The sequence below is a fragment of the Mesorhizobium sp. M7A.F.Ca.CA.001.10.2.1 genome (genome assembly GCF_003998575.1).
Lineage (GTDB): Bacteria > Pseudomonadota > Alphaproteobacteria > Rhizobiales > Rhizobiaceae > Mesorhizobium.
Genome location: NZ_RZQY01001305.1, coordinates 1 through 535, shown reverse-complemented (window position 1 = coordinate 535; position 535 = coordinate 1). Strand labels below are relative to the sequence as shown.

The window sequence follows — 535 nt, the reverse complement described above, 5'->3', positions numbered from 1 at the left end:
GCCCTGTTCGTCGGCAACGGGCAAACCGCGCACGTCGTGGGCTTCAGCCAACAATGGACGTCCCCCTCCCCGACAGCGCCCTATCGCTATGGCGGCGCCGTGCGGTTGAGACGCTTCGATCGCAGACAGGCGGGGGTGATCGGCGGTTGGCTCTCAAGTCTGACGCGGCGCGCCGGCCTGGTTGGATTGTGCAGCGCCGATCTTATCCGCGGGCCGGACGGCTACAAGTTCATCGAGATCAATCCGAGGCCAGGCGCCACCCTCGACATTTTCGACGATGTCGACGCGCCATTGATCGAAGCGCATCTGCGCGCCGCGACGGGTCAGGTCTTCCGCTTGCCGCGCTTCGTCGATTCGATGGCGTCGATGGTGACTTACGCCGCGACGCCAATCACTCACTTTCCGTCGATCGCCTGGCCTGAATGGACAGCGGACCAGCAGTCGGCTGGCACCCGTCTGATTGCCGGCGACCCTGTCTGCACGGTCTTCGCGCGCGGGCCGAGCGCCCAATCGACCAAGCGACTCATCAAGGGAC

General features: G+C 65.2%; 1 pseudogene. It reads left to right on the top strand.

The features are described 5' to 3' along the window. Nucleotides 1-535, top strand: a pseudogene (locus EN964_RS36790) (hypothetical protein); the annotation flags it as partial.